The sequence below is a fragment of the Faunimonas pinastri genome, from assembly GCF_900110915.1.
GTDB lineage: Bacteria > Pseudomonadota > Alphaproteobacteria > Rhizobiales > Afifellaceae > Faunimonas > Faunimonas pinastri.
In genome coordinates this window covers 199002-205121 of record NZ_FOFG01000007.1, presented here as the reverse complement: position 1 = coordinate 205121, position 6120 = coordinate 199002, and the positions used below count along the sequence as shown (strand labels likewise).

The window sequence follows — 6120 nt, the reverse complement described above, 5'->3', positions numbered from 1 at the left end:
GCAGGATCCCGATGATCTGCTCTTCCGTGAATCTCGCTCGCTTCATTCCGTCCGTCCGTCCTTTCAAGGGCCGGACTCTAACGCCGCGTGGAGGATATCTTAGGGGCAGGTCATGAGCTTTTGAACGGCGAGCTGTTCTATAGCCTGGCCGAGGCACGGATCATCATTGAGGGCTGGAGGCAGCACTACAACACCCGTCGCCCGCACTCTTCGCTCGGTTACAAGCCGCCCGCACCCAACGCCGTGCTGTGGCCGGCGACGCCAACACAACCCGCTTCCCCGGCCGCCTCAAGCGTGGCCGACAAGCCAACAATGCATTAGATTTGAAACGGGCCACCGATTGGGGGCAGGCCAGGCCTAGCGTCGGCCGAAGAAGTTTCGTGACATCATCACGCCACAACCATAGCTCGCTCATAGAGTGCTGAACGCATTTTGTTCCGCAGCGGCACGGGTACCTTGGCCGCCCTGCCCCTTCGTCGTTCCTCTAACAAAATCGTAGAGCTAGCTGGCGACAAGCTCAGCAAGCTTAGCCGCGACGTCCGCCATTGGCCCCTCTGCGGTGCTAAGGCCGCTTCGTGACCCAAGCAGAGGACTTACTTCGCGGAGAGCTTCATACGTCGTATCGTGCACAATGGGGACGAGCAGGTCACGCGCTAGAAGCGCCGAAAGTTCTTTGTCCGCAATGCCCTCGCCTTGAACGCGGCGAAGCAGTGCAGGGGTCACCAGCACGATCCCAACTCTCGATTTGGCCAGCCCCTTATCAATTTCGCGTAGCAACGAAGTGCCGAGGGCGACGTCTTTCTCGCTGAACCAGACCGAGACACCAAGCGACTCGAGAAGATCGTGCAGTTCCTTGGCAGCCCCTCTCCGGTCGTCCCACGCGTGGCAGAGAAAGACGTCCCGACGGTCAGGCAGGGGCGCTCGCTTTTCGACGCTGCTGCGGATCGGCGTAAGTGCCCGCACCTCGGCGGGCGTGTACATCACGGACGAACCGGCTCGCGACCAGCTCGGCCGCACGCCGCTACCGGCTCCACCGACGCTACTGCCGGACCCGCCGACACTACTCCGGCTACTCCCACTGCTGGCCGAAGCGGAGTAGGAACCGGACGAGTAGGTCCCGTAGCTGCTGTAGCGACCGTAGCGCTCACGGCATGCAGGGCAGGCCGCTTCAGCGCTAGCTGAGTGGTGACCGTTTACTGGTGCTGTGCATTTTGCCATGTGGTTGATGATCCCGTATACCACTGCCGCTCACAAGCATCATTACGGGCGGCACATCCTCTATACCGGCGGCCCGCTCCAATTTTCTAGATCATTCGGAAAATCGGTGCGTGGCTTACTGATTTTGCCCCCCTCAGGAGTCTGCGCGAGGGTCACCCGCGCGAGGGGTGATATTTCACGCGGCAGCGAACGCATTCCCCCCGGTGGGGGCTAACACCCGCGCACAGCCTACCATCCGGACCTAAGCGCGGGTGGAGGCATGCGTCTTGAAGGGGGAGGAGAATGAAGGCCACGGCGCTGCTTACCGTGACCTTCTGGATCGTCATCTAAGTGAGGTTGCCTCGGGCAGCGGCCTGTCAGACCGCCTCTAGCGAAAGCTAGCTTAGCACCTGGCGACGTGAGGGCAAGCCCTACGTGCGCCACTGCGAGTGCAGGCGCCATGTCCACTAGGGCAGGAGCTATCGGACGTGTCCGCCCCTCCCCTTCTTTGTGTCCAATAGAGCCCCATTGACTTTCGGACAATCACGACTCATCATCTCTTGAGCCTAATGGACACTCAGGGAACACGGATGCTGGTGGGATATGCGCGGACCTCGACCGTCGAGCAGGAAGCAGGCTTGGAGGCTCAGCTTCGAGACCTCAAAGCGGCAGGATGCGAGAGGATCTTCAGCGAGCAGCGCTCGTCAGTGACGGAACGACCGGAGCTGGATGAGGCTCTGCGGTTCCTCCGAGAGGGAGACAAGCTGGTCGTCACGAAGCTCGACCGCCTGGGGCGCAACGTGCGATCCGTAGCAGAGCTTGCAGACAGCCTCCACTCCCGCAAAGTGGGCCTCTGCATACTCCAGTTCGGCAGTGAGACCCTCGACACGACCGGCTCTACGGGCCGCCTCATGCTCAACGTCCTGGCGGCCATCGCGCAGTTCGAGCGGGAGATCATGCTGGAGCGGCAGGCAGAGGGCATCGCCAAGGCCAAGGCGGAGAACCGATACAAGGGTCGAAAGCCTACGGCTCGCGCCAAAGCCGATGAAGTCGTCGCGCTGTTCAGGGACGGGAAGCGTGTCTCCGACATCGTAAAGCTCACAGGCGTCGGGCGCGGCTCAGTGTACCGGGCGCTTGAGGCGGCGGGGCTACACAAGCCAACCTCCTCCCCGGCGTGATCGTCAAGGGCCCCGTGGTCACACTCGGGCCGCTCGGCAAAGTCCTTCCGGATCGAAAGCCCAGACAGCTGCCAGGAAGGCGGATGACGGGTCTTGCAGGATTGGCATCGCCTAGCTAGCATCAACTATGGCTTAGGCTTCGCCACCAACTCTCCCTCTGAGAGGAAGCCCAGCTCCAGGGGTCCACCACTCCCGCCCGTACTTGGTTCTTGCCAATTGGGAGTGGTTGCTTGTGAGCATTCTTATATCCGTTCTCTGGCTCTCCGGCGCGTTCGGCTTTGCGCATCAAGTGCGACAAGACATCAAGCGCGTAGCGGAGCACTTCCTTCTCCCAGTTCTGCTCACGTCCTCGGCAACAAGCGGGGGCGTCTCATTTGCGTGGGCGGTCGAGCGGTGCCGCAGGCCAGCTTTGTCGCGCGACCGCGACACCCGAATGGCTTGCTACTCAGTCATTCCTCCTCACCCCTTTTTTCCGACTAATCAACGCAATCGGTGTGAGCTCCGCCCGGCATCTGGACGCCAGAAGAGAGAGCGATCGTCCGGCCCGGAGCATTTAGACATCCCACTTGAAGGAGCGGTCGGCTGCGGGATGGCCATTTAGGGCGACCGAATGAAGAAGCAGCCTAACCGCATTCCCTAGGCTCGAACTCAATCCGCCTGGCTTGAAGCAAGCGGGACGAGGCCTCGAACAGAGCAAGCTCCGCTCCTTCTCCATCTCGGCTTGTGCCGGCTCACGAGCCTCCAAGTCTCCCGCGTGGATATCAGTCGAACGAAGTCCGGTCACCCCGCGCAAGGCTCCGCTCGCCCTGGCCCTCCGAGACATCATCCAGAAAGGAAACATACCATGCAAAAGAAAAGCCCGACCTCCGTCCACGCCTATCTAGCCGCAGCCATCTCCGGCAAACGCCGGGAAGGCTTCGCGGCCACCATTGAGGCAGCCTACGCCGGGGTCATCTTCGAAACCAACCCGCAGGCGTCAGCGCCGTGGCGAACGATCTGGGGTGCCGGTAAGGCTGCTGAGGACCTCATCATGCTCGCTAGGGCAATCTTCCGCCTGATTGAGGAATATCCGGAGGGCACCGATCTAACGGTGTACGTCAAAGGCCCTGGACTGCCCGACCGCTTGGCCACCGACTTCGACAATCCTCCCAAAACCCGGAGGAAGCCGTACAGCAATGTTGATGAATGGCGTCAGCTTCAATCGCTACGGCATCGCTTTGTCATCGCCACTCAAGATACCCCTGTTCTCCCCCGAGCCTCGAAGCTGGCTAAGGCCAAACTTGGGGAGGCACTTCAGAAGGGCCTCGGTGACTTTGACGCGGTGATAACGGACGACACGCGGAACTGGGGGTTCGGCCCCTGTGATCCTGAGGAAGAGGGAACAGCATGAGTCGGCATGTCCGACACGCTGCAAGCCCAGCGCTCTCCGGCCGCTTTGATGCTTCTCTGAGTGCCTGCCTTCCGACCAGCCGCCACAAGACGGCTAGCCTGGGCACCCCGAAGAGCTCGTCGGCCCCGGTCTCGGAATACCGCCTGCATCATCAACGGATCAACCTTCGACTCAGCCCGCCCCTATCTCAATGGCCGAGACAGGTAGCAGTCCGCTCCGAGGCCGATGCGGTAGCGAACGATATGCCCCAGTTGCTCATCCAAACACCCTCGAACGGCGGGAGGCCCCCACAAGGCCTCCTGGGCCACTCTCAGGGGGAAACGAAAGACATACGCCACTCCTCGACCATCAACCATCCACGGTCCCTCCAAGGGGCAGCAAGAGCTGCACGCCAGCTCCGTCCCCGAGCGCCAGGAAGATCGAGGCATCATCATCCCCGAAAGAACTCGTCCACGCGAAAGAACGATCTCACGATCCTTCACGCCTTCATCGCCTACAGCATCACTGGCAGGGCTCGCAGTCATCCGGGTGCACCCGTTGCGGCGGCATACGGCGCCTATCTTTTCGAGGTTGGGCCTGAGGGACCGGGACCTCTCTACAAGAACTGGGGATCGGGGAAGACCATAGAGGGCTGCGCTATGGCGATGCGTGCGATCCCGCGCCTGGTCGTTCAAAGCGCAGAAGGGGTGAAGCTCGTCATCCACGTTAGCGGTCGCTGGTTGGTGGACCGGCTTGCCCTCGACTTCGACCATCCCTCTCCGTCGAGAGGTGGAAGACCCTACTTGAATGTGGAAGAATGGAAGCGGCTTCAGAAGCTTCGGGAGTATTTTGAGGTCGTCTCGGGTGCCCCAGAAGATGCTCACATGCTTGCAGGGGCTTCCAAGCTCGCCCGAGATAAAAGAGACGTGATGTTGAAGCTGAGGCTCTCCAGCGAATTCGACGCCGTGATCGTGACCGAGGCAGACGGTTTCCCGCCCTTCCTCAGTAAGGGGCAACCAGCATGAACGGAGCCGCTGATCGAGCACCACCGTTTGAACAGTGGGTTTCCAGCCGGCCTGATTCCCCTCTTCGTGTCCTCACCCGCGAAGCCGTTGTACTCCTGAACGAGGGCGCGGTGCGGTCTCGTCAGCAGCGCTCAGACGCCGCCCAGCGGCAGTTCGCGATGCTGGATGCGGTCGTGGCAAATCTTACCTGTGCCTGCCTTGCTCCTCCTCAGGGCGATAGCAGGTTGGCTGTGTTCCTCAGGGTCCAGGGCCAGGCGCAGACGCGCTATAGCCGCAAGATCTTCCGGAATCTTTCGGAAGCCCTCACGGCCCTTCAAAAAGCGGGCTGGATAGGGCTACAGCCTGGATCGAAGAAGACTGGCCTCACTACCATCATCTTTCCCTTAGAGAGCTTCCAGGAGCGTCTTAGGGCCGCCGGAGCAACGCTGGACGACATCGAGCAAGAGGAGCCCGAGACCATCATCCTCACCCGCAAGGAGTGGGGCTTTGCGGACAATCCGACCATGCCGGGAAGCACTCGATGGGAGCGCCGGAGCACCCAGTCCGACTACCGCGATACGGGGAAGACCAAGAAACTCAGGGCCGAGGTAGCCCGGATCAACCGTCATCTCAGGACGGCCGATATCCGGTTCACCGGAGACGAGCCCGTGGACACGTCTAAGCGGGTTCTGCGGAGGTACTTCACGCAGCCACTCGGGGACAACAAGCCCCGCTTCGACTTGGGCGGCCGGCTCTTCGGAGGGTGGTGGCAGAGCCTCAAGCGCCACCAGAGGCGCTTCATCCGGATCGATGGGGAGCCGATAGCGGACCTCGACTTCAAGAGCCTGTTCCCGAGGCTCGCCTTGCTGGGGATGGGTCACCCGCAGCCGGAGGATGGAATTGACCTCTACGCGGTGCCGGGCCTGGAAGGGCATCGCGATGGCGTTAAGGCAGCGGTCGCAACGCTGCTATTCAACGACGGGCCGAAACGAGGCCTTCCCGCCGAGGTGGCGGCGAAGCTGCCCGCCGGGTGGTCCATTCGGCGGATCAGAGACACCATCCACGATCATCACCCGTCCTTGGCGGACTGCTTCGAGAGGGGCTTGGGGCTCCACCTGATGTGGAAGGAGAGCTGCATTCTCGTCTATGCCGCCTTGGCGCTCAATGAGAGGGGGATCACCGCGCTCGGGATGCACGATGGCATCATGGTCGCGGCCTCTCGGGCTGACGAAGCTATAGCGATCATGGAGAAGACGGCAGAGCTACACGTCCTGGCAAGGCTTCCAGTGGTGCGGAAGGAGCTGAAGGGAGAGGAGACCTAATCACCCTCACCACTGAGTGACAGGCCTAGAGGTCTCTCTGGTTGGTCACT

At 61.5% G+C, this 6120-nt stretch carries 5 protein-coding genes and 1 pseudogene; 5 read left to right on the top strand and 1 reads right to left on the bottom strand.

Annotated elements, in window-relative coordinates; all coding sequences use genetic code 11:
• Positions 1–114: 114 nt before the first annotated feature.
• Positions 115–321 (top strand): annotated as a pseudogene (locus BMY25_RS11405) (integrase core domain-containing protein); the annotation flags it as partial.
• Positions 322–501: 180 nt separating this feature from the next.
• Here the strand turns inward: BMY25_RS11405 and BMY25_RS11400 are convergent.
• Complete coding sequence (locus BMY25_RS11400) at positions 502–981, bottom strand: toll/interleukin-1 receptor domain-containing protein (RefSeq protein ID WP_428976959.1); 480 nt, start codon at positions 979–981, stop codon at positions 502–504.
• 806 nt (positions 982–1787) lie between these two features.
• On the opposite strand from BMY25_RS11400, the gene BMY25_RS11395 reads away from it, so the two are divergent.
• From BMY25_RS11395 to BMY25_RS11380, 4 genes are all read left to right on the top strand, one after another.
• Positions 1788–2375: a recombinase family protein gene (locus BMY25_RS11395; RefSeq protein WP_092496758.1), complete on the top strand. Its 588-nt coding sequence runs from the start codon at positions 1788–1790 to the stop codon at positions 2373–2375.
• Between the two features lie 844 nt (positions 2376–3219).
• Positions 3220–3765, top strand: coding sequence for a hypothetical protein (locus tag BMY25_RS11390; RefSeq protein WP_092496757.1), 546 nt, complete (start codon positions 3220–3222; stop codon positions 3763–3765).
• A gap of 638 nt (positions 3766–4403) precedes the next feature.
• Positions 4404–4769, top strand: coding sequence for a hypothetical protein (locus BMY25_RS11385; protein WP_092496756.1), 366 nt, complete (start codon positions 4404–4406; stop codon positions 4767–4769).
• A gap of 158 nt (positions 4770–4927) precedes the next feature.
• Complete coding sequence (locus BMY25_RS11380; protein WP_092496755.1) at positions 4928–6070, top strand: hypothetical protein; 1143 nt, start codon at positions 4928–4930, stop codon at positions 6068–6070.
• Positions 6071–6120 lie beyond the last annotated feature (50 nt).

Bases quoted from the DNA above. Each gene is read 5' to 3' on its own strand.
- BMY25_RS11400 (WP_428976959.1), bottom strand. From the start codon at position 981: ATGTACACGCCCGCCGAGGTGCGGGCACTTACGCCGATCCGCAGCAGC.
- BMY25_RS11395 (WP_092496758.1), top strand. From the start codon at position 1,788: ATGCTGGTGGGATATGCGCGGACCTCGACCGTCGAGCAGGAAGCAGGC.
- BMY25_RS11390 (WP_092496757.1), top strand. From the start codon at position 3,220: ATGCAAAAGAAAAGCCCGACCTCCGTCCACGCCTATCTAGCCGCAGCC.
- BMY25_RS11385 (WP_092496756.1), top strand. From the start codon at position 4,404: ATGGCGATGCGTGCGATCCCGCGCCTGGTCGTTCAAAGCGCAGAAGGG.
- BMY25_RS11380 (WP_092496755.1), top strand. From the start codon at position 4,928: ATGCTGGATGCGGTCGTGGCAAATCTTACCTGTGCCTGCCTTGCTCCT.